This window comes from Deltaproteobacteria bacterium (assembly GCA_016178705.1).
Taxonomy (GTDB): Bacteria; Desulfobacterota; Binatia; order HRBIN30; family JACQVA1; genus JACOST01.
In genome coordinates, this window is sequence record JACOST010000015.1 from 43,551 (window position 1) to 64,511 (window position 20,961).

At 64.9% G+C, this 20,961-nt stretch carries 18 protein-coding genes; 7 read left to right on the top strand and 11 right to left on the bottom strand.

From position 1 onward, the window contains the following. Window positions 1-16 precede the first annotated feature (16 nt). Window positions 17-2,335, bottom strand: coding sequence for a hypothetical protein (locus HYR72_11960; protein ID MBI1815688.1), 2,319 nt, complete (start codon window positions 2,333-2,335; stop codon window positions 17-19). Between the two features lie 494 nt (window positions 2,336-2,829). Between HYR72_11960 and HYR72_11965 the strand changes: the two genes are divergently transcribed. Beyond that, window positions 2,830-4,416, top strand: coding sequence for a PKD domain-containing protein (locus HYR72_11965; GenBank protein MBI1815689.1), 1,587 nt, complete (start codon window positions 2,830-2,832; stop codon window positions 4,414-4,416). On the opposite strand, the gene HYR72_11970 is transcribed toward HYR72_11965, so the two are convergent. Both HYR72_11970 and meaB read right to left on the bottom strand, forming a co-directional pair. Next, on the bottom strand, window positions 4,403-5,128 hold the full coding sequence (locus tag HYR72_11970) for a serine/threonine protein phosphatase (GenBank protein ID MBI1815690.1): 726 nt from the start codon (window positions 5,126-5,128) through the stop codon (window positions 4,403-4,405). The two genes, HYR72_11965 and HYR72_11970, sit on opposite strands and share 14 nt — an antisense overlap. Window positions 5,129-5,133: 5 nt before the next feature. Beyond that, window positions 5,134-6,084 (bottom strand): methylmalonyl Co-A mutase-associated GTPase MeaB, encoded by a 951-nt coding sequence (meaB, locus tag HYR72_11975; GenBank protein MBI1815691.1) that lies wholly within the window; start codon window positions 6,082-6,084, stop codon window positions 5,134-5,136. A 44-nt stretch (window positions 6,085-6,128) separates the two neighbouring features. Between meaB and HYR72_11980 the strand changes: the two genes are divergently transcribed. Next, window positions 6,129-6,626, top strand: coding sequence for a hypothetical protein (locus HYR72_11980; GenBank protein ID MBI1815692.1), 498 nt, complete (start codon window positions 6,129-6,131; stop codon window positions 6,624-6,626). Here the strand turns inward: HYR72_11980 and HYR72_11985 are convergent. Beyond that, window positions 6,531-7,142, bottom strand: coding sequence for a C39 family peptidase (locus HYR72_11985; GenBank protein MBI1815693.1), 612 nt, complete (start codon window positions 7,140-7,142; stop codon window positions 6,531-6,533). The genes HYR72_11980 and HYR72_11985 overlap by 96 nt on opposite strands. Before the next feature lie 28 nt (window positions 7,143-7,170). Between HYR72_11985 and HYR72_11990 the strand changes: the two genes are divergently transcribed. Further along, complete coding sequence (locus tag HYR72_11990; protein ID MBI1815694.1) at window positions 7,171-8,010, top strand: hypothetical protein; 840 nt, start codon at window positions 7,171-7,173, stop codon at window positions 8,008-8,010. A gap of 80 nt (window positions 8,011-8,090) precedes the next feature. Here HYR72_11990 and HYR72_11995 read toward each other — a convergent pair whose 3' ends face one another. Together HYR72_11995 and HYR72_12000 are read right to left on the bottom strand one after the other, a co-directional pair. Further along, the gene (locus HYR72_11995; protein ID MBI1815695.1) at window positions 8,091-8,360 is read right to left on the bottom strand and encodes a hypothetical protein; all 270 of its coding nucleotides are present in this window, start codon (window positions 8,358-8,360) and stop codon (window positions 8,091-8,093) included. A gap of 5 nt (window positions 8,361-8,365) precedes the next feature. Next, a complete protein-coding gene (locus tag HYR72_12000) occupies window positions 8,366-10,015 on the bottom strand; it encodes a nitrite/sulfite reductase (GenBank protein ID MBI1815696.1) in 1,650 nt (549 codons plus the stop codon). Between the two features lie 207 nt (window positions 10,016-10,222). On the opposite strand from HYR72_12000, the gene thrC reads away from it, so the two are divergent. Next, window positions 10,223-11,593 carry a threonine synthase gene (gene thrC, locus HYR72_12005; GenBank protein MBI1815697.1) on the top strand — a complete coding sequence of 457 codons (1,371 nt, stop codon included), beginning with the start codon at window positions 10,223-10,225 and terminating at the stop codon, window positions 11,591-11,593. Between the two features lie 160 nt (window positions 11,594-11,753). Further along, on the top strand, window positions 11,754-12,095 hold the full coding sequence (locus HYR72_12010; protein ID MBI1815698.1) for a hypothetical protein: 342 nt from the start codon (window positions 11,754-11,756) through the stop codon (window positions 12,093-12,095). 27 nt (window positions 12,096-12,122) lie between these two features. On the opposite strand, the gene HYR72_12015 is transcribed toward HYR72_12010, so the two are convergent. From HYR72_12015 to HYR72_12035, 5 genes are all read right to left on the bottom strand, one after another. Continuing rightward, entirely contained in the window at window positions 12,123-12,851 is a 729-nt protein-coding gene (locus tag HYR72_12015) for a glutathione S-transferase family protein (protein ID MBI1815699.1), read from the bottom strand. Beyond that, window positions 12,848-14,020 carry an FAD-dependent monooxygenase gene (locus HYR72_12020; GenBank protein ID MBI1815700.1) on the bottom strand — a complete coding sequence of 391 codons (1,173 nt, stop codon included), beginning with the start codon at window positions 14,018-14,020 and terminating at the stop codon, window positions 12,848-12,850. The genes HYR72_12015 and HYR72_12020 overlap by 4 nt, the downstream gene beginning before the upstream one ends. 16 nt (window positions 14,021-14,036) lie before the next feature. Next, entirely contained in the window at window positions 14,037-14,585 is a 549-nt protein-coding gene (locus tag HYR72_12025) for a VOC family protein (GenBank protein ID MBI1815701.1), read from the bottom strand. A gap of 190 nt (window positions 14,586-14,775) precedes the next feature. Beyond that, window positions 14,776-15,639 carry a fumarylacetoacetate hydrolase family protein gene (locus tag HYR72_12030; protein ID MBI1815702.1) on the bottom strand — a complete coding sequence of 288 codons (864 nt, stop codon included), beginning with the start codon at window positions 15,637-15,639 and terminating at the stop codon, window positions 14,776-14,778. Beyond that, window positions 15,636-16,307: a TetR/AcrR family transcriptional regulator gene (locus HYR72_12035; protein MBI1815703.1), complete on the bottom strand. Its 672-nt coding sequence runs from the start codon at window positions 16,305-16,307 to the stop codon at window positions 15,636-15,638. The genes HYR72_12030 and HYR72_12035 overlap by 4 nt, the downstream gene beginning before the upstream one ends. A gap of 133 nt (window positions 16,308-16,440) precedes the next feature. Between HYR72_12035 and HYR72_12040 the strand changes: the two genes are divergently transcribed. Beyond that, window positions 16,441-19,713 carry a hypothetical protein gene (locus HYR72_12040; GenBank protein MBI1815704.1) on the top strand — a complete coding sequence of 1,091 codons (3,273 nt, stop codon included), beginning with the start codon at window positions 16,441-16,443 and terminating at the stop codon, window positions 19,711-19,713. Further along, window positions 19,710-20,909, top strand: a complete 1,200-nt coding sequence (locus tag HYR72_12045) for a cytochrome P450 (protein ID MBI1815705.1) — start codon at window positions 19,710-19,712, stop codon at window positions 20,907-20,909. The genes HYR72_12040 and HYR72_12045 overlap by 4 nt, the downstream gene beginning before the upstream one ends. Window positions 20,910-20,961: the final 52 nt, after the last annotated feature.

A 20,961-nucleotide genomic window follows, 5' to 3' on the forward strand; every position in this document is an offset into this window, starting at 1 on the left:
CCCTGGGGTCTGAGCGTCAATTGTTGCCGAGCAATTCCACCAACGCTGTAACGTCGGCGGCGGAGATCCGGCCATCGTGGTTGACGTCGGCTGCCGGCGTTGCCGGGCTGCCTCCGAAGATCATGACGAACAAAACGTCGAGATCGGCCTGATCGATCACTCCGTCGCCGTTGACGTCGCCGGGGATCGGCTCCGGGGTTTTTGTTGCCACTGCTGTCATAGTGGCGGTGAGCGTTGGCATCGGTGACGCGGAAGGTGTCGCTGTTGGAATCAATGTGACGGTCGCACTCGGCGCAGCTGTTACCGACGGGGTTGTGGTTGCTGTCTCGCTCGGTGTCGGGGTGTTGGTCACCGTTGCCGTACTCGTGGCCGTCGTGGTTGGCTGCGTCGGCGTGATGGTTGGCGTTAGCGTGATGGTTGGCGTGCTGGTGCGTGTACCGGTTCGGGTGACCGTCGGGGTCTTGGTGGCGGTTTGAGTGATCGTCGGCGTATGCGTGCGGGTTGGGGTCGGGGTGCGCGTTGGGGTCGGCTGAGTCGGCGTAACCGTCGGCGTATTGGTGATCGTGGGCGTCGGTGTAATCGTCGGCGTGTCGGTGGGCGTGGCTGTCGGCGTGATCGTGGGCGTGTCGGTCTCGGTCCCGGACGCGGTCGCCGTCGGCGTCTCGGTGGCTGTGGTTGGTGTCGCGGTGGGTGTGGCCGTACGCGTTCGGGTTGCAGTTCGAGTCTTGGTGACCGTCGGTGTGGAGGATGGGGTGCGAGTTGACGTCGCGGTGCCCGTGCCGGTCGACGTCGGCGACGCTGTCCGCGTCTTCGTCGGCGTCAGCGTCACGGTGCCGGTTCGCGTGGCGGTTGGCTGCGTCGGTGTTGAGGTCGCCGTCGGCATGGTGGCCGTGACTGTCGGCGTGGGTCCGGTCGGCGTGATGCTCGGCGTTTGGGTGATCGACGGAGTGAGGGTGATGGTTGGCCGATGCGTGTTGGTCGGGGATGACGTTACCGTCGGGCGTAACGTCTTCGTCGGCGTTCCGGTCTCCGTTGGGGTCAGCGTCGGGCGCGGTGTCCGCGTGATTGACGGTGTCCGTGTGATGGTCGGTGTGCGCGTCGGCGTTGGGGTGAAGGTCGCGCTTGGGCTGCGGATCGGCGAGGGCGTCTTGGTGAGCGTCGGTGTCCGCGTGAACGTGGCGGTTGGGAGCGGGCCATTGGCGGTGTTCCACAACTCGGCGATCACCGTGTCGCCGACGGTCAACTCATCGATCAAGGGGATGGCCAGCGCGAGGGCAGCACCGTCGGTGCCGCTCGCGGGGTCCGCGGCGAGCGCGGCGCAGTCGAACGGGAAACCGGTCGAAGCCGGGTCGCACGGCGCATCGCCGCACGACGACCCGAGGGCGATTGCCGAGCCTTCGCTGTCGCTCTGATCCACGATCGCCAACGAAGCCAGGCCGGTGGTGACCGGAATGATGCGCGCCACACCGTGGTCCGGATCATCCGCGGTGCACGGAACGCCGTCGGCCCCCTTCGCTGGATTAGCTGTGGAGGTCTCGCACCCATCTTCCGTTGGGGCGATGGCGGTGATGACCGAGACCGCCAAGCTCATGCGCAGGAACGCCGACCCCGGCGGCCCGTTGCCGGCCGCGATCAGATGGAGCGGCCCGTTGCACACGCCGTCGTGCAGAGAATTGCGATTGCACGCCGGCGGATTCGCCGAGTCTTCTAAACACGCATGGCTGTCGGTTGCGGCGTCCGCTGCTGCGCACTCCGGATCGACATCGGTTGTGTTGTGATCGAGCGCCATGGCTGCGTTGATCTGCCCCAAACCACTGCAGCCGATGACTCCGGCGCCGATGTTGCCGGGACCAAACAGGTCGCTGCGGACGCTCGGGCGCATACACACGCATACTGGACCGATTTGGATCGGTGCGAGGTTGACGCCGTCGGCTCTTATCACCAGCGGCATGATCCCGTCGGTGCCTGGGTTGCCCGTCGTGAGGGCGATGGTGCCACTCACTCCGGGCTGACTGTCGGAGAAGAATGCGTGAATCGGAGTCTGCAATCGTACCGCGCTACGTTGCGGCGAGAAGGAGAACACCCGGGTTGTCTCGATCGTGCAGTTGGCGGCGCAGCCATCACCACCGACCGTGTTATGGTCGTCGCACTCTTCGGTGGCGGCCTTCTTGCCGTCGCCACAAACGGCTGGGGTGGGAGAGGGCGTCTGGCTGGCGACCGGCGCCGCCCAAATTGAAAGCGCGAGCAGCCCCAACCCGAAGTAGGTAGACCGCCGCGTGCGCGGCCAGATCAGCCCCCAGAGCCGCGGCAGACTCGTTGTCGATCTCGGCATCATTTGCGCCACCTTCGCGCGACCTCAACCCCTCCGCACGAAGGACGCCGTCGTTTAGCACACCTACCCGGCGAGAATGAAGCGACTACTGTCCGTAGTGTCGAGCCATCGACGGACGACGAGCGGTTGGCGCTCAGGGAGTGCCCGGAGCCGCCGCCGGCTCCTTTGTTCAGGCCGCGCCGTTGCGGAACGGATTCTGCACGATTGAGAGGCATGATTGTTCGATTGCTGCCGCTGCCGGTCATCCTTGCGCTGTCCGCGCTGCTGGCGCTGCTCGTGTCAGTGCCTTCCTTCCACTAGTCGATCGATTTGCGCGCACGCAGTTTCGACGCGCGGTACCGCTTCACGCATGACCCGCTGTAGCGCTTGCCATGGCAGCGCGTGCGCTGAGCGCTTTGCGCTTGTCGAGCGCTAGGTTTCTACCGCTGACACATCGCGCCGTAGATCGCTGGAGCTAGAGCGATGCGAGGCATGCATCGTGCTGTTGCTCATGCCGCATGACGACCTCCCTGCGTTTCCGATTCCGCTTCCTCACCGCTGCATTCCTCGTCTTCATCTCCACTCGCGTGTTGGCCGCCGAGTACTTCGTCGCGCCGACCGGCGACGACGCGAATGCCGGGGCGGACGCCACCCCCTGGCGCACGGTTTCCCACGCAGCCAATCAGGTACAAGCCGGTGACACCGTGACGATCCACCCGGGGACGTATAGCGAATCGCCGTGGTTGGCGACTTCCGGTGCGCCGGGCGCACCGATCACGTTTACGGCCGAGCCCGGTGCCGTGTTCGAGAGTCCGGATCCGAACGCCAGCGAAGAAGCCTTCAACGTCGCTGGCGCGGGGTATGTCCGGCTGGTGGGATTCGAGGCGACCGGCGGCTTCGACGAGACCATCTTCCTCCGCCCGGGTTCGCACCACATCGAGATCTCCGATTGCAAACTCTACGGCAATCACATCGGTATCTTGATCGCCGATTCCGACACCGTGACCGTCTCGAACTGCTCGTTGCACAACAACGTGCGCGCGGGCCTGCGGGTCGCGGGGACGACCCACAATGTTCTGGTCAGTGATACCGAGAGCTTCAACAACAACGACGGGCTTGGTTGCGACGGTCAGGCGGACGGATACACCGGCGATCGGACCGCCTCCAACATCAGTTTCGTGCGGACCAAGGCGCACGATAACGGACAAGACGGCTTCGACGTGCCGGCGACTGGCGCCTTTTTCGATCAGGTCGAAAGCGCCAACAACGCCTGTGCCGGTTTCAAAATCTGGAGTGACGCGACTCTGTCGAACTGCCTGGTTCGCGGCAATCACACCGGCATCGGCACGACCTCCGCAACCGGCAACACGACCGTGACCATCACCAATTGTACCGTAGTCGACAACGGTCTCGGCGTTGTGGCCAAGCCGCCGATGACGGCAGGCACGCGCTACAGCGTGAACCTGTTTAACAACATCCTCGTTGGACCCGATCACGTGATAGACTTCTACGACACGGTGAATCTGACCGAAGCCCGCAACATCTTGTGGCGCGGCGATCTCACCGGCAACGTCATCCAGCAACTGACAGCCACCGGTGCCAAAAAGCGCCGCTTCAGTGGCCGCGAGGTCAACCTTGGGCGCTGGCAGCGGGTGATGAAGCAGGGCGAAGGGACGCTCGCGATCGATCCGCAACTGAACGGCGACTACGCGCCCGCCACGGTGAGCGCAGCGGTCGATCGCGCGCGCAGCGATGTCGCGCCGCCGACTGACTACGCCGGCACCCCTCGCCCGCAAGGGAACGGCCCGGACATCGGCGCGATCGAGATTCCGGGTGGCGTCATCAACCACCAGCCGCTCGCCGACTGCGGCGCAGCCAATCGCATTGGGCGCGCGACCCGCCGGCTGCTCTTCAATGCGGCGGGTAGTCTCGACCCGGATGGCGACGTGCTGACGTATTCGTGGGACTTCGGCGATGGATCGCCCGCTCTCCTCGGAGCGCGGGTGTTGCATGCCTTCGCGACAGCCGGCGTGTACACGGTGACCCTCACGGTGTCGGACGGGCAGCTGAGCGGGCAGCGGTCGCTGACGGTTACCGTCCTCTAGCGTTCAACGCTGCGGCGATCGCAGGCGCAAGGTTCGTCCGGCGCAGCGTCCAATCGCCGCGCCGAATCTGGATCAGCTCGCCGGCGCCAAGTTCGAGACAACTGAGTTTGTTCGCGTACACCAAGCCGGTGTCCAAGCCGATCTTGTACGGCAGATCCATGAAGACCTCGCGCTGCGGCGTGTGGCCGAATAGCACGATGTACGGCAACCGATGCCGGTTGCGGATGAACTCGTCGCGAATCCAGAAGAGATCCTCGTCGAGTTGCTCAGCCAACGCCCGCAGCGGATGGATGCCGGCATGAACGCACAGGAACTCGCCGGCCGTCACGTAGTTCTGCAGGCCGAGCATGAACTCCCGATGTGCGGGGGACAATCGCGCGACAACTTGCTCTCCGGAGCAGCCCTCGAACCCGTAGCTGCGCAGCGTGGCCTTACCGCCATTGACCAAGAACGCGTCGGGGTAGTGTCCGCCCAGGCCCATATAGGCGAGGAACATGTCTTCGTGATTGCCCTTGAGGAAGACGCAGCGTGGTCCCTCGGTGCGCAAAGCAATGAGCCGATCGACGACGCCCCGCGACGCCGGGCCGCGGTCGATGTAGTCGCCGAGGAAAATCAGCGCGTCGGTTGCGGTGAGGTGCAACCCGTCAAGCAACGCATTGAGTTCGTCGAGGCAGCCATGCAGATCGCCGACCACGAAGGTGCGCTCCGCCATCGCGGTTACTCGCAGTCTTCTTTCGGCCGGAGCAGAGCGCGCAACACGTCTTCGTTGCCGATCAGTTCGAGCGCGGCGCGGTAGGGATCGATCTCGCCGCGCTTGACCTTCAGCAGCAGGTCGCTGAAGCGGCCGTTGTCGAGCGCGCCCTCGATCCGGCGGGCGATCTCCTCGCGAAATACGGCGACGAATTCCTCCTGCCGTCCGGCGAGGGCCCGCGCAGCCCCGTGTCCGGAGTGCGCCAGAAACTCACGGTGGCGCGTGATCTGCGCGGTTAATTCGGGGACGCCGTCACCGCTGGTGCCTTGTGTCAGCAGCACTGGCACAGTCCACTCGGTTGTGGGCCGCAACTGTAGCATCATCTCGAGTTCGCTCTGCATCTTCATCGCGCCGTCGCGATCGGCTTTGTTGACGACAAAGATGTCGGCGATCTCCAACAACCCGGCCTTCATCGCCTGGACCGTGTCGCCGGCTTCGGGGACGAGCACCACCACGGTGGTGTCGGCCAGCCGCATGACGTCGAGCTCGGTCTGTCCGACGCCGACGGTTTCGATCAAGATGAAGTCCATGCCGAAGGCGTCGAACAAACGCGCGACATCGCGCGTCGGCCGCGCCACGCCGCCGTGACTGCCGCGGCTACTCAGACTGCGGATGAAGACGCCGTCATCCAGAAAGTGACTTTGCATGCGGATGCGGTCGCCCAGCACCGAACCGCCGGAGAACGGACTCGACGGATCGACGGCGAGAATGCCGACGCGCTGACCCGCGGAGCGAAGCTCGCGCACGATGCGGTCGACCAGCGTCGATTTGCCGGCACCGGGCGGGCCGGTGATACCAATCGTGTACGCGTGGCCGCATCGATCGTGGATCATGCTCATGACCAACGCGGTGTCGGCCCGCCGGTTTTCGACCAGCGTCATCAACTTCGCCAAGGCGACCTTGTCGCCAGCCAGCATGCGGTCAACGAGCTTGCGAGTAGGCACGAGCGAGGCTCCGATTCATGCGCGTGGCGGCGCGCGCGGCGCTGCTTCCGATGTCCGTCCTGATAGCCCACGCGTGGCAGCGTCGCAACCGCGGGCGGCGCGAACACGGCCTTGCACGGCCAACAGATGGGTGGCATACGCACGGCATGAAGCTGTTGCGGACGCCTGCCTTCGCCATCGGGTTGGTGGTTCTGGTGCTCGGCATCGGCAACTGGATCGCGGCGCGCAATCGGTTGGCGGAATATGATGACGCTGTGCCCGCGGCGACGACAGGCACGCTCGGCAACTTCGAGGAGTTCACTGAACTCGACGCACGCACCAATGCCGAGCTGCTGCGACCACTGATGCGGGGCGTCGATCCGCAGGCCGCCGCCGACGTAAAGGTCGACTTTTACAAGGTCGTGCAAATCGGCGGGAAGCTATTTGCCTTCGTCGGCGCCGGTTTGGTGTTGTTCGCCTGTGCCGTGGTATGGCGCCGGCCGCGCGACGGCGTGCTCGCCCCCGACCCACACTAGCGCCCAATTGTCCGCGCGGTCCCAACGCTTCAAGAAATCCTCCGCCGTCCATTGCGCATCCGCATCGCGGCCGGAGTAGCCGTAGAGCGCGCCACCGGCCGGGTCGTACCCGGTGACGACGACGAAGTGGTAACTGCGAATCAGCATGCCCTGACTGAGTAGTGCGACGATCGGACGTCCCGCGTCGATCTCGCGATGTAGGTCGGCGAGTGTGCCGCACCGCGCCTCGATCGGCAGGTGATGGCGCGCGCCGTAGGCGAGCATGGCGGCGGTCGAGGTACCCTCGATAGTTGGCTGGTAGATTTCGTGCGCGATTGCTTCGGGGCCCGTGGGCTGGCCGACGAAGCTCACCAGCGCGGCGAGCGCCGCCGGGCCGCACTGATGCGGATCTTGCGGAAAGAAGGGAACCCCCGCGATCAGATGCGCGCTCGCCGACGGCGGCGCGCGGTGCGCGACGCAGGCAGCAGTCGCGAACACTACGAGCAGCGCAGTCACGCCAGTGATGCGCCGGGTCACCTTGTGTCTCAGGGAGTGGTCCTTTAGCATGCCCGTCACGATGGATTTGTTTCCCCGCTGTTTCTTGCTCGTGTTCGGTCAGCTCGCGGTCGGTGGCTTTCTCGCGATGAGCATACCACCATTCCATCAGATCGAGCGCGGCTTCTTCAAGTCGAGTGCCGGTGTCTACCTGTTCGTGGGCCTGATCGCCGCCGTCGGTAAGACGGTGCTGCTGTTCGGTCCGCACGCGACCGCGAGCGCGGGCGATTGGCTCGAGGCCGTCCTGTGGTGGGCGTTCATCGTTGCGGCGACGACGTATCTCGCCAGCCTGTGGGGCGAGCGCGTCGCGTTGCGCGCGCGCGCGTTCGTGGCCACGTGGTCGACCGGCGCCCTAGCGCTAATCGTGAGTTCGCAGTTGTATCGGCTGTCGGGCGCCTTGTCGCTGGAGACGCTGCTCTATCCGGTGAGCTTCCTCGCCTCGGCGCTGCTGCTCGGTGGAGTGTTGACCGGGTTGCTGCTCGGACACTGGTATCTGATCGATCGCGACCTCCCGCTCGAACCGTTCAATGCGATGCTGCGGTTCTTCGTCGCGATGTTGGCCGTGCAAGCCGTACTCATGGTGCTGAGCGCGGGCCTGCTGGCGGTGGTTGGGGGTGCGCCGACGGCAGAGCGGGTGTCGCTGCTCTTCACGGATCACCGCGCGTTGTTGGCGGTGCGCATCGTCGTCGGCCCGTTGGCTTCTGCGGGTTTGGCGTGGATGATCTGGCAGACACTTAAGGTGCCACAGACGATGGCCGCCACCGGTCTCTTCTACATCGCCATCCTCGCCGTGCTCGTCGGCGAGTTCATGGGTCGATTCATTCTGTTTCGTACGTCGTTGCCGTTGTGAGCGTGAGACGTGAATCGTGACTCGTGAATCGATGGAAAGGTGTCGTAGCTCCCAGTCCTCACGACTCACGAGTCACGAACTCAATCCAAAACCTTCATCACGCTGACGCGCAGGCCGCGCTGGGTCCAGCTCACGTCGTAGCCGATGGCGGTGCCGACGTGCAGGTCTTCGAAGCGGCGCTTGTCGCCGAGCATGACGACGTGCTGGAAGGTGAACGGAATATCGCGGCCGCTGCGTGAACGCACGACACCGGTCTGCCGGCCGTTAGAAAGCCGAAGAACGCGCCCGTGATAGAACTTGTCTGTTGGCAGGACCGTTTCCGGTACCTGCTCGTCGTCGTCGCTCGCCACTGCGTTCAATGGACCACGGCGGCGGCGCCGCGCGCCACCTCGTTGATCTGGGGCATGCCGACCCGTTGCACGAAATCGGGGAAGCGTTCGCCGCGGGTGCGGCTGCGCTGGTAGAACGCCGCCAGCGCAGCGATGACTTTGGGTGCTTCGGATTCCGGGAAGCGTCCGTTCACGCGATGCCCGATTGCGGCACTGCCTTCGCCGACGCTGCCGCCGACTAAGATCGAGTAGTGCGGATACTCGTTGCCGTCGTCACCCTTGAGCGTCATGCCGGTGAGGCCGACGTCGCCAATGTGATGTTGCCCGCACGAATTGGGGCAGCCGCTGATCTTGATGCGGAAGACACCGAGCTTCTCGACCTCGCCGTTGGTCGCCTGCAGATGCTGTTGGATGTTGGCGGCGACACCCATCGAACGACTCATCGCCAAGCTGCAGTAGTCGGCGCCCGGGCAGGAGGTGACGTCGGTGATGTGCAACGAGTCGGCCGCCGCGAGATCGAGCGCCTGCAGTCGTTGATACACCGCCGCGACGCGATTGCCCGGTACCCACGGGATCATGATGTTCTGATCGTTGGTGGCACGCGTGACGCCGTTACCGTGATCGCGTGCGAGTGCGGCGAGGGCGCGCAGTTGCCCCGCGGTCAAATCGCCGAGCGGCAATTGCACCGTGCAGCCGAAGTAACCCTGCTGGCGCTGCGCGTAGGTGTTGGTGCGCAGCCAATGACTGAAGGTGGCATCGCTTGACGTCGGCAGCGGCGCCGGCGGATTCACCGGTTCAGGTTGCTTCGCGGCGGCGACCGCTTCTTGCAACTCCGTACGCAGGCGCGCGCCGAGTTCTGCTTCGACTTGCGCGCGCATGCGCTGCAGTTCTTCGAGGACCTTCGGCACACCCCACTTCTTGAAAACGTATTTCAACCGCGCCTTGTGGCGATTCTTGCGTTCGCCGTAGCGATGTTGAAAACGCACGACCGTTTCGGCCGCCAATAATGTTTCTTCCACCGGCACGAAATCCCAAATCTTCTGCGCCAAGTACGGCTGCGCCGCCAGACCACCGCCGGCATAGACCGAGAAGCCCGGCTGCCCGTCGCGCATGTGCGCGAAGAAAGCGAGGTCGTTGATCGGGCCCTGCGCGCAATCGCCGTCGCAACTGGAGAAGGCGACCTTGAATTTCCGCGGCTGCGTCAGATTCAGCGGATGAAACAGGAAGTAGTCGTGTACCGCGAGCAGATACGGCGTGACGTCGAACGGCTCGTTCGGCCACGTGCCGGCGTGAATGCAGCCGGTAACATTGCGGACGCTGTCGGCGCAGGCACCTCGCGTGGTGATGCCGACTGCGTGCAGACGCTCGTACATGTCCATGATGATGCCGAGGTCGAGCCAGTGCAGTTGGATGTCTTGTCGCGTGGTGATGTGGGCGACGCCGCGCGCGTACTCGTCGGTGAGGTCGGCCAAGCAGTCGGCTTGCGCGGCAGTCATCAGGCCGCCGGGCAATTTGATGCGCTGCATGTGGCTGGTGTGATCGAGCTGATAGTACAGGCCGTAACTCAAGCGGATGGGCCGAAACTGATCGTCGGTGAGCCCTTGCTGGCGATAGCGGTCAACCCGTGCGCCGTGGGCCGCCAAGCCGGCGCGGAATTCGGTATCGGTTGGTGTCATGATGTCTTCACTTTCCCGGATGTTCCCGGGAGCGGGTGTTTCCCTCCACGTTCATGTCGGTGACTCAAGCTCTACCCTCATGCGCGGGGAATGGCAACGCGTCGCCCGCTTGTGGAAACGTCCCGCTTTCGCCCTCGCCTCGATTACCTTATAAGACGAGCCGCGAGTCACGAGCACGAATCACGATTCACGGGTCACGAGGCTGCCATGAAATACAAGTGCTGGTTCCAGTGCATCAACCCGGAGTGCGCCAAGAGCTACGACATCTTCGAGATCATCTACCGCTGCCGTGCCTGCGGCGAATTACTCGAAGTCACGCACGACATCGATCGCCTCAAGCGTACCAACGGAGACGGGTGGAAGAAGGTGTTCGATAAGCGCGTCCGCTCGACCCAGTGGCCGTTCGGCTCCGGGGTGTGGAACCGCAAAGAATTGGTGTTGCCGTCGCTGTCCGACGAGCACATCGTCAGCATGTACGAGGGCAACAGCAACCTGTTCTGGGCCGAACGGTTTGGGCGACAGATCGGTCTCGAAGATTTGTGGGTGAAGCAGTGCGGCAACTCGCACACGGGATCGTTCAAAGATCTCGGCATGACCGTGTTGGTCAGCGTCGTCAACGAGATGCGCGCGAAGGGCATCAACATCCCAGCGGTCGCGTGCGCGAGCACGGGCGACACCTCGGCGGCGTTGGCCGCCTATTGCGCGGCGGCCGGGATCGCGGCGGTCGTATTGCTGCCGCGCAACAAAGTCTCGCTGGCGCAACTGGTGCAGCCGATCGCCAACGGCGCGTTGGTGCTGTCGCTCGACACCGACTTCGACGGGTGCATGGCGATGGTGCAGAAGATTACCGAGAGTGAGAACATCTATCTCGCCAACTCGATGAACTCGCTGCGCATCGAAGGGCAGAAGACGATCGGCATGGAGATCGTCCAGCAGTTCGATTGGGAAGTGCCCGACACCATCATCATCCCCGGCGGCAATCTCGGCAACGTCAGCGCGCTCGGCAAAGGTCTCTTGATGATGGAGCAACTCGGCATGATCACCAAGCGACCGCGCATTGTCGTCGCGCAAGCAGCTCGCGCCAACCCGCTCTACCTCAGCTACCTGAACGGCTTCCGCGACTTTCACCCGATGCAAGCGCAGAAGACGCTGGCCAGCGCGATCCAGATCGGCAACCCGATCAGCTTCAAGAAGGCGGTGCGGATACTGCAGGAGTTCAACGGCATCGTCGAGCAAGCCACCGAGGAGGAATTGTCGGACGCGTGCGCGCTCGCCGACCGCACCGGCATGTTCAACTGCCCGCACACCGGTGTCGCGTTGGCGGCGCTGTTGCGCCTGCGTCAGCGTAAGGTGATCGGATCGCACGAGCGTGTGGTCGTGATTTCGACCGCGCACGGCCTGAAGTTCACCGAGTTCAAAGCCGGCTATCATCAGAAGACTTTGGAGGACGTGCGTGGCCGATACGCCAACGCGCCGATCGAGTTACCCAACGACCTCGACGCCGTTCGTCGCGCCCTGTTCGAGCGCATCGAGCGTATGCAAGCCGACGACCGCGCGCTGCCGGAGATCGGCGCGTAGGGCGCCACATCATCTTGCGATGTCGGTTGCCGCTCGTTGGCTGCGAGTGCCGATGCGTTCCGTTCTAGTGGCGACGCATGCGTCGCCCTCCGTACGGTCGCGACGGGACCTGACGGGCGACGCATGCGTCGCCACTACACCGATCGACGATCGCTCCACAATGGCTGAATTCTCCGACCGTCTCATCCTCTGCCTCGGCTGCCGCCATCGTATCACCAGCGAACAGCAACGTATTCGCATCAACGACCAGCACGAACACCACTGCACGAACCCCGCCGGCTACCGTTTCCATATCGGTTGCTTCCGCGACGCGCCCGGTTGCATGGTCTGGGGTGCTTCGACGACGGAAGACACTTGGTTCTCCGGCTTCGCGTGGCGCTACGCCCTATGCGGCGGTTGTAGCGCGCATCTGGGCTGGCGCTTCGAAGCGATCGAATCGGGTTTCTTTGGACTGGTGCTGAACCGGCTGATCACCCAGGAGATCGAGCGTCTCGATTCGTAGGGTTCGCTGCACGCACGCCGGTTCAGTTCAAGCCGGCCGCACCGACTCGCTACGCCGGAATGATGGCCGCTCGCTGATCTGCGCCATCCAGCGGATCAGATTCGGATAGCCTTCCGATTCGATCGGGAGTTGCACCAACGGGTACATCGCGACGCGCGGATACACGGACAGATCGGCGATGCTGAACTGGTCGCCGACGAGAAACTCGCGGTCGCTGAGCGCGCGTTCGAGGTGATCGAGGCGTTGGTAAAGCTGCGCGGAAAGCAATGCCGCTTCGTCTTCACTGACCGCGGATCCGTCGTAAACCCGGCTGACCCAATCGATGTGCGCCGTGTCGCTGGTCGAGCGCCGTACCTCGGCCATCACCTCCTCCTTCGGTCGCAAGCGATCGTAGGGGCCGATCACGCGCAGGTACATCAACGGACGGAATTCCTTCGCCATCGCTAGCTCGAACGCTTGCCACATTTTCGCTTGCGCCCGCTGCCACGGGTTCCTCGGGTACACGCCCGGCACGGGGAAGACCTCATCGAGGTACTCGGTGATGACGTTCGATTCGTAGATGACGCGGTCGCCATGCACGAGCGTCGGCACCACACCGTTGGGATTGAGCGCGAGATACTCGGGGCGCTTCTGCTCCATCTTGGTGAGGTCGACGATGCGCGTCTCCCACTCGAGGCCCTTCTCCAGCAACACGATGCGCACGCGGCGCGCGCACGGTGAACCTTGCGTGTCGTACAGGACGATGCGATCGCTCACTGGTGACACTCCTTCAGCAACGAGCCGCGATCGCTGACTACCGCGGCGATCGGGCCGAAGATCTGAAGGCGGAGGTCGTCGTCGCTGGCGGCGCGCAGCAGCGCGTCGCGATCGCGCAGATGGTGCAGCAGGTGGCGCAGGTACGTCACCGCGGTCCCGCACTCGTCGGCGCGACCCTCGACGTACGCGGCGAAGGTCGCTGCGGAGAAGTCGCGTTGCGCGAACGCTCGCTGCGCAGCGCCCGCCGCCAGGCGACCCATGCGCATGGCGAACTCGATGCCTTGGCCGGTTAGCGGCGCCAGGTAGCCGGCGGCGTCGCCGGCGAGCAACAGGCGATCGCGCGCGACCTCGGCGACGCGATAGCCGATCGGCGCCATCGCCCACACGTCGCCAATGCGCGGCTCGCGCATGATGCGCTCGCAGATCCAAGGGTCGTGTTGCTTGGCAACCGATTCGTAAAACTCGACCGGCTTGAGCCGCGTGGCTTGTTTGTCGGCGAGGTCGGTTTCGAGAATGTAGCGATAGAGTCCGGGGCGGATGCGCGAGCCGCTGATCATCGCGCCGTGATGCCCGTAGAAGTGGCGGTCCCATGTGTGCAGCGGCGTGTCGGCGAACGACTCGAAGAACACCGCGACGCCGATCTGGCTGAATTCCGGATCCTCGGACTTGAGGCCGAGGCTGCGCAGGGCAGGGGAGTGGCGGCCGCCGGCGTCAATCAACAGCGGCGCGGTGTACTCGCCGCCATCGGTGGTGCGGACCACGGCGGCATCAGGTTGGATGGCCACGTCGGAGACGCGGACACCCCAGACCAAGCGACCGCCGACCTCGACCAGCCGGGTGCGCAAGGCCGCATTGAAGCCGCCGCGGTCGACTTGCACATACGACATGCCGTCGGGGAACGCGTGATAGGTCCACGACAGATCCGGATAGACGTTGCGCACGCCGTGAACACGGTCGAGCAGCCACGCCGCGCTCAGATCGATGCCGAGCTGCGCGCACTCGAACTGCGTCTGCGGTGCGAGCAATTCACCCGAAGTGATGTCCTCTCCGTCTTCGGTGGCTTTGCGTTCGAGCACCAGCACGTCGTGGCCCGCCTGCACCAGCGGAATGGCGGCGGCGCAGCCGGCGGGGCCGGCGCCGATGACGATGACCTCCGCGTCGTACTTCATGGTGCGCTCGTCGTCGCTACTTCGACTCAGCGACGGCGCGCGCAAACTCGTCGCGCCACTGGGCGATCGGCCGAAAGCCCGGACGATCGCGATACGCGGCCTCGGTGCCGCGGCGGATCTCGTCATCGGATAGCGACAGATCGAGCGGATCGACGACCGGTTGTGGCACATACCACGGGCTGTGGACGTACAGTTCGATCATGTTGCCCTCGGGATCATGCGTGTACACCGACCAACTGACGCCGTGATTGATCGCGAACGTCGGCCCGATCCCCGCGCGCTCGAGTTCCGCGTGCAGGTTCCGCAAATCGGCGAGCGAGGCGACATCGAAGGAGAGTTGGTTCACGGTCGACGGACCATCGCCGCGGCCGCTGACCAGCGCGACCTGATGATGCTCGCGCGGATCGCCGCTGAGAAACACGATCTGCGGCTCGCCCGGAATCCGCAGTTGGCCGCGATCGGTCACGCGCAAGCCAAACAGGCGCGTGTAAAAGGCGACCATCGCGTCGAGGTCGCGGACGTAGATGCCGATGTGACTGAATGAGACGCGGGGAATTGTTGCCATAGCTTCACTCCTCTTCTCTGTGCTTCGGCTTTGCACAAGAGCTTCCGGCAGTGGGTCCGTCATACCGGCGAATGCCGGTATCCAGGCCGGCGTGGGGCGTGCGCCTGGATTTCGCCGGAATGACGAGTGGAGAAGCCGCTCCATCCTTTTGTGCAAGGCCTGGTACTCCGGTGCTCGGTTCATTCGCGGTTCACATGCGTGCTGTGTCGGCTGGTTCGGCAATGACGCGGTTCTCGATATGGCCGATGCGTTCGATTTCGATGCGCACGACGTCGCCGGCGACCAGGAAGCGCGGCGGCTGCATCGCGCCACCGACGCCCGACGGCGTGCCGGTGCTGATGATGTCACCCGGTTCGAGTGTGAACGCGGTCGAGAGATGTTCAACCTGCGTGAAGCAATCAAAAATCAACTGTTTCGTGTTCGAATGCTGGCGCAACTCGCCGTTGATCCAGGTACGCAACTCGAGTGCGTGCGGGTCGCCGATCTCGTCGGGGGTGACGATCCATGGACCGATCGGGCCGTGGGTGTCGAACGATTTGCCGAGCGTCCACGTCGGCACCCGCAGTTGCCAATCGCGAACGGTGACGTCGTCGACGACGAGGTAGCCAGCGATGACTTCGTGTGCGCGCCCGCGTGGCACGTGGCGGCAGCGGCGAGCGATCACGAATCCCAACTCGCCTTCATAGTCGAGCAGCGGCGATACGCGTGGCAAATGAATCGGATCGTAGGGGCCGGTCACGCAGGTCGATTGCTTGTTGAAGAACAGCGGCAAGTGCGGCGGCTCCTGTCCGGACTCGGCGACGTGATCGGCGTAGTTGAGACCAATGGCGAGAAACTTGGGCGGGTGGAGGACGGGCGCGCGCAAGTGCACATCGGCCAAACGCAGCCGCGGCTGGGCTGCGTCGATCGCCGCCCGAGCGGCGGCCAGCGCATCGCTGCCGATGGCGAGGAAGGTCGGCATCTGCTGCGCGATGTGGCCGAGGTCGACGACTTCATCGCCGACAACGGCGCCGACGCGGGTTGATCCGTGATGACTAAACGTCGCGAGCTTCATGCATGTACCTCATGAGTGATGTGCGGCCGGACTGTCACGGGCGGGAGCGGGCGCGCCGCGATCTTGCGCGCCTCGGCGGCGGGAATGCCGAGCATGCGCAGGATGCCGGCGGCGAGTTCCTCGTCCGCGTCGGCGCCGAGGGTGCCGGTGAGCTTGCCGCGCAGCGTAGCCCACACCGCGCCGCCGATCGCATAGCAGAGGAGCGATGCGCCACCGGCAGGAAAACGCCCGCGCTTCATACCGCGCCTGATGTCGCGTAGCACTCGGCGACCAAGCCCGGCTTCCATCTGCTCGTGGAACAGGGTTGCATGCACGGCGAACCACGCCCACATCGGATCATGGTCGACCATGCGCACCGTGTGGCGGATCGATACGGCCATGACCTCGGCGGCGTCATCGATCGCGGCCGTGAGCTTGTCGAGCGCACTGCCGTGCGCTTCAATTGCCTCGGCCGACGCTGCGGCAAGAATCGCGTCCTTCGAGTCGAAATAATTGTAGAAGGTGCCAAAGCCAACGTCGGCGGCCTCAGTGATATCGTTGATGGTCGCGGTGTCGACGCCCTTGCGGCTGAACACATGGTGGGCGGCAGCGATCAGCCGAGCGCGCGTCCGCAGCTTGCGCCGGTCTTGGCGCGTTGACGCGACGCTGAGAGCTGCTTGAGCGATCATATACTGATGTCGATATCAATTAATGATGATGATGTCAATTATGCCATCGCTTTGGTCGAGATCCGGACGCAGCCCAGGGAAATCAACCCTCCGGTTGATGTACTGGCGGTTTCGATCGACTACGATCTCGACCATGTCGGATGCAGCAGGACACAGACCGGGCCTGCCGATGGGCATCGTCACGTTCTTGCTGACGGACGTTGAGGCTTCGACTCGACTCTGGCGCGAGGTGCCGCATGCCGCCGCGTTGATGGCCCGCCAGGCGGAGCTGATCGCCGCGGCCGTCGAGCGCCACGGTGGGGTGCGACCGATCGAGCAAGGGGAGGGCGACTCGATCGTTGCCGCCTTCGCGCGATCGAGCGACGCGTTGGCGGCGGCGCTTGAAGCGCAGCAAATGCTGCATGCCGAGCCGTGGCCCGATGGAGCGACCGTCCGCGTTCGCATGGCCGTGCACACCGGTGAGGCGGAGTTGCGTGATGACTCCACCTACGGGGGAGAATCGATCATCCGTTGTGCGCGCATTCGCGGGCTCGCCCGCGGCGGCCATGTTCTGGTCTCAAACGCCACCGCGGCGCTGACGCAAGGACACGTGCCAGACGGGAGTACGCTGATCGAGGTGCATACCGTCACCCTCGACGGCTTCGATCTTCCCGAGCGCGTGTATCAGCTCCGCCACGCCGACCTGGCTCCGAGCGGGTCTCCCTTGCGGGTGGTGCCGCGGCAGAGTCTGCCGCTGTGGCCGACGCCGCTCGTCGGCCGCGAGCGCGAGCGGCGCGAGGTCGCCGACCTTCTCGCGAGCGCACGGCTTGTCACCATCACCGGCGCAGGTGGATCGGGCAAGACGCGGTTGACCCACGCAGTTGCTGAAGACCTCGCCGCCGGTTGGATCGACGGCGTCGCGTGGGTCGAGTTGGCCCGCCTGTCAGATGACACACAGGTCGCCGGCGCCGTGGCCAACGCCTGCGGTGCTCAAGAAGTTCCCGGGGCTTCGGTGGTAGACGTGCTGACTCAGCATCTGGCCACCGCCGAGATGCTGATCGTCTTCGACAACTGCGAGCACTTGCTCGCCGCCTGCGCGCATCTCGCCGACAGCATCGTGCGCGCCGCCAAGGGCGTTACGCTCCTGACCACCAGCCGCGAACCGCTCGGTGTGGCCGGCGAAGTTACGTGGCGCATTCCTTCGCTGGCCCTGCCGGCGGAAGGTGAGTGTGATGCCGCGCAACTGGCGCACTTTGACGCCATCCGCCTGTTTGTCGAGCGCGCCCATGCCGCTCGGTCTGACTTTGCACTCGATGCTACCAATGCCGTACAGGTCAGCCGCATCTGCCGGCGACTCGATGGCATCCCGCTGGCGCTAGAGCTGGCAGCAGCCCGCGTGCGCGCACTGTCCCTCGACCGTCTCGCCGAAGGTTTAGATGATCGCTTCCGGTTGCTCACTGGCGGCGCTCGCACGGCGATGGCGCGGCAGCGCACCTTGTTGGCGTCGGTGGAGTGGAGCCACGACCTCATGGACGACGAGGAGCGCACGCTCTTCCGCCGCCTTGGCATCTTCGTCTCGTCGTTTACACTCGAAGCCGCGGAGGCGGTGGCAGCCGACGACGAACTCGACCGCCTCGTGGTCTTCGACGTCCTAGCGCGCCTGGTCGATAAGAGCCTTGTGCAGCACGCCGGCGATCGCTACCGGCTGCTCGAAACGCTGCGCCAGTATGCCCTCGAACGCGCCGCCGACGCCGGCGAGCTCGCGGAGGTTCGCGACCGTCACCTCGCGTGGTTCGTGCACCGCGCCGAGAGCTGGGCCCTCGATATGCAGCCCGCCACCATGGGCGGCCTTGAAGAGATCGCTTCCGAGGTACCCGATCTCCTCGCCGCCCTGGAGTGGTCACTCGCACCGCAACGGCGGTTGGCAGTGCCGCTGCTCTATCCGCTGCGTGAGCATTGGATCTATCGCCGCGCGTATCAGGAGGTGCGCGCCATCGCGGGGCGAGCGCTCGGCACCTGCGCGGAGGGATCGGCGTCGTGGCTCGAGGCGCTGGCTCCGGTTGCCCTTCCCCTGGTCTTCGCCGCGGACCTTGCGTGGCTGCCTGCGGCACGTCGAGCGCTCGACGACGAAACCAAGGTGCTGCCGCCCAAGATTCGCGGTTTCATCGAGTCGGCTGCGTCAATGTTCCCAGCCTTCGGTGGCCGGCGTGAAGGGATCGAAGGCCTACGCCGAGCGCTTGACGACGCCCGTGCCTGCGGTAGCCGGAACCTGGAGATCGGTTCCGTCGCCAACTTGGCCATGTTGCTGACGCAGATCGGCGACCGCGCCAACGCGCTGCCGCTGCTGGCCTGGTTGGAGCGCCACTTACCGGCGGACTCTCCCATGACCTTCTTGCTTGTCGTTGCTTGCGCAGTCGCGAACACCTACGACGGCGCCTTTGATGACGCCGTAGCAGCTCTCCGTCTCCACTTCGAGAAGCCGCACGAAATCGGGATTGGCCCCGCCGCCGCCCTGGTGGCGTACCTCACTGAAGATAGAGAGCTCGCGCAGACGGCGTTGGCCGTCGTCGAGCGCAGCAATGTGACGGGAGTCTTCGAAGGGGCCAAGTGGTGGGCCGTGGCGAGCCTCGCCGTGCTCGACGGCAACGTCGCCGAGGCGCGGCGCTCCTTTCGCCGCGGTGTCGCGGTCGACCCATTGCCCAACCAGAAACTCTTCCTGCTCTGCTGCCACGCCGAGGTCGAGCTGGGCAGTGGTGATCTGGCGGCGGCCGAGGCGCTGCTCGACGAAGTGGAACGCGGCGGTGAGGGCACTGAGCTGCACATCATCATCGCCGGCTCCGGCTTGACGCGCGCCTACACTGAGCGCGAGCGCGGCAACGCGCCAGCGGCTCAGGCACGCGCGCACGCGGCACTGCAGCGCGCGGTGAAGCATGAGCTGGGCCTGGTAACGACGGACGCGCTCGAAGCGCTCACGATCCTGGCTGTCGACAGCGGAGACATGGCCTTGGCTGGCCGGCTCCTCGGTGCCGCGGAAGCGTTTCGACAGCGCACGGGCTACCGGCTGCGTCATGCGTACGAGCGGCGGGCGATCGAGGCGATCCGTGCACAGCTCGATCCGGCGCGCATCGAGGAAGGTGCGCGCCTGTCGCTTGAAGAGGCCGCCGAGTACGCGCAGCGCGGACGCGGTGAGCGCGGCCGCCCCGATCACGGCTGGGACAGTCTGACGCCGTCCGAGCAACGCGTCGTCGAGCTGGTCGCCGCCGGGCTGCCGAACCGCGATATCGCCGCCAAACTCTTCGTCAGTCTGGCGACGATCAAAACGCATCTCGTTCACGTCTACACCAAGCTCGACGTGCGCACGCGTACGGAGCTTGCGGCAGCAGCGACCCGCAGAGGGCTTGGCGGCGAGGAAGGCGCGCAGCGATGACTGACCAGGTTGATGCCCAAAGCGCAGCCCAACACGCGCCGATGGAGTTCGAAGGCAGCGAGCTGGATTTCTGGCAGGATCCGCACACGGCGTTGCGTGTGGCGCGCGAGCACCATCCGCTGGCGTGGCTGCGTGGATTCTCGGCGTGGCTGGTTTTGCGCTACGGCGATGTTGAAGCGTTGCTCGGCGACCGGCGGCTGACCAGCGATTACGGCGGTCTCGCCGATGGCGCGCTTGGGCGCGTGTTCAGCGGCTTCCTCGCCAATCAGCAGGGCGCCACGCACGCCCGCTTGCGGCGTCTGGTGATCACCGCCTTCACGCCGCGGCGCATCGAAGAAGCGCGCCCGGCGATTCGTGACATTACGCAGCGGTTGCTCCGGTCCTTACCGTACGGCGAAGTCGTCGACTTTCAACGCACGGTCGCCGATGAACTAACGGTGCACGTGATCTGTCGCATCCTCGGAATTCCGGACGAGGACATCTCGCAGTTCTCCGCTTGGACCACACAGCTAACGAGCGGTTCCGCGTCGCCCGTGCCGTCGGACGAGGCGCAGCAGGCGGCAGCCAATCTGCACGAATACATCGGGGCGCTCGCCGCTCGTTGCCGATCTGCGCCACGCAACTCGCTCTTGGATGCGCTCATCGCTGCCGAGGCAGATGGACAGCGACTCACCTCCAACGAACTGGCGAACGTGGTCATGAGTCTGCTCATCGGCGGTCACGACTCGGTGCGCAGCTTCCTCACCATCGCGACCTGGGTCGTGCTCCGCCACCCCGATGTCTTCGACCGGTTGCGCGCGGATGCGAGCGGCGTCGGTGATGTTGTCGAAGAGGTGCTGCGGTTCGAGTCGCCACTCATGGGTGTACCGCGGGTTGCCACCGAAGCGTTGCGTATCGGCGACGTCGAGATTTCAGCGGGGAGTCGTGTGCTCCTGCAGATTATCTCGGCGAACCGCGATCCACGGCGCTTTCTCGACCCCGATCGGTTCGACCCGAGCCGGGATGCGAGCGCTCAGCTCGCGTTCGGTCGCGGCATGCATTTCTGCGTCGGCGCCGCCCTCGCCCGAATCGAAGCGCAGGAGTTGTTGCTCGAATTGGCATCGAGAAATCCTCCTCTCACGCTCGTCGACGCGCCGCGCTGGGTGCCGTTTTCACCATCGCGACGGCTCGAAGCGCTGAGCGTACGGACGCGGTGACCGACCCAACGGTACCACCGTCCGGCGGACATCAAATGTTGGAAGTCGGGCC